Source organism: Bizionia argentinensis JUB59 (assembly GCF_000224335.1).
Classification (GTDB): domain Bacteria; phylum Bacteroidota; class Bacteroidia; order Flavobacteriales; family Flavobacteriaceae; genus Algorimicrobium; species Algorimicrobium argentinense.
In genome coordinates, this window is sequence record NZ_AFXZ01000052.1 from 1 (window position 1) to 582 (window position 582).

1 pseudogene is annotated in these 582 nt (G+C 43.3%); it reads right to left on the minus strand.

The window, feature by feature from the left end:
- A pseudogene (locus tag BZARG_RS15530) lies at positions 1–582 on the minus strand (transposase); the annotation flags it as partial.

Below are 582 nucleotides of genomic sequence, written 5' to 3' on the forward strand. Positions count from 1 at the left end.
TTTTGCTCATTTGGCACCTCCAGCGTTTCTTGCAATCTTGTAGGCAGTCGCTTTTTTACTTTTCGTCTTAAGGGAAGGCCTAGAGATACATAAATTCTATGCACACGTTTGTGGTTCCAAGATTTTCCCTCGTTGCACAATCTGTCATAGGCCTTCCAAAAACCTTCTTCCGAGTGCTGTTCAGCCTTTTCTTGCAATGCCTTTTCTATCTCTGTATCATCCTTTGGCAACGGTTTATAGTAGAAAACACTCTTACTCATATTTAAAACACGGCACGCCCTACTGATACCGTAATGTATGAGTTCATTGGCAATAGTCCTCTTAAGGCAGGGCTTTAGAGCTTTTTTTCAATGATCTCTTTGGCCATTTGATGGTCTAGGGCTAGTGTGGCATACATCTGTTTGAGTTGTCGGTTCTCCTGTTCAAGTTCCTTGAGCCTTTTTAGTTCTTTGGAGTCCATGCCGGCATATTTTGAACGCCATTTGTAAAAGGCAGAAACGCTCACGCCGTGTTCACGAGTGATCTGGTCAACGCTCTTTCCGTTGTCGAACTCCTTTAGGATTTTAGCAATCTGCTGTGGTG